1 protein-coding gene is annotated in these 440 nt (G+C 45.5%); it reads right to left on the minus strand.

What is annotated here, in order from left to right; translation table 11 throughout:
- A partial coding sequence (locus VPK24_RS18880) for a transposase-like zinc-binding domain-containing protein (RefSeq protein WP_449283921.1) occupies positions 1-69 on the minus strand: 69 nt, incomplete at its 3' end.
- Positions 70-440 lie beyond the last annotated feature (371 nt).

Consider the following 440-nt stretch of genomic DNA (forward strand, 5'->3'; position numbering starts at 1 on the left):
TTGCTTGCCGTTGTGGATACGACCATTTTTAACCGTGTGGCTGGATTGGCACTGGGGGCAAGCAGGCATGAACTGGAGCGGTGAATGACTGCTGCTAGACTAGCATCATTACTTCACAGGCACTACCGAATTATCAACCCCACCAGCTCAAGAATTTCCAACAACCGCTCAATCATCATGGTCAATTTTTAAAAGCGGAGCAGAATTTTCAGAACGATCACAGTTCACAAAGGAAGGTTTCTAAAAGGTTTCAATCATTAGGGTCAGGGCTGAGATCAAGATTTGAACAGAAGTTCAGATTGAATTTAAGCAAATTTAACGTGAATTCGGGATAAGGGGAGCGAAGGAAAGACGGGGCTGGTTAAGCTGAGGCATTAACCAAAACAACACTCAGCCCAACCCCGCCATGCTCAGTCTAGAAGCTCTGTTCTGCAAAATCG

It is taken from the genome of Limnothrix redekei LRLZ20PSL1 (genome assembly GCF_043235035.1).
Classification (GTDB): Bacteria; Cyanobacteriota; Cyanobacteriia; order CACIAM-69d; family CACIAM-69d; genus CACIAM-69d.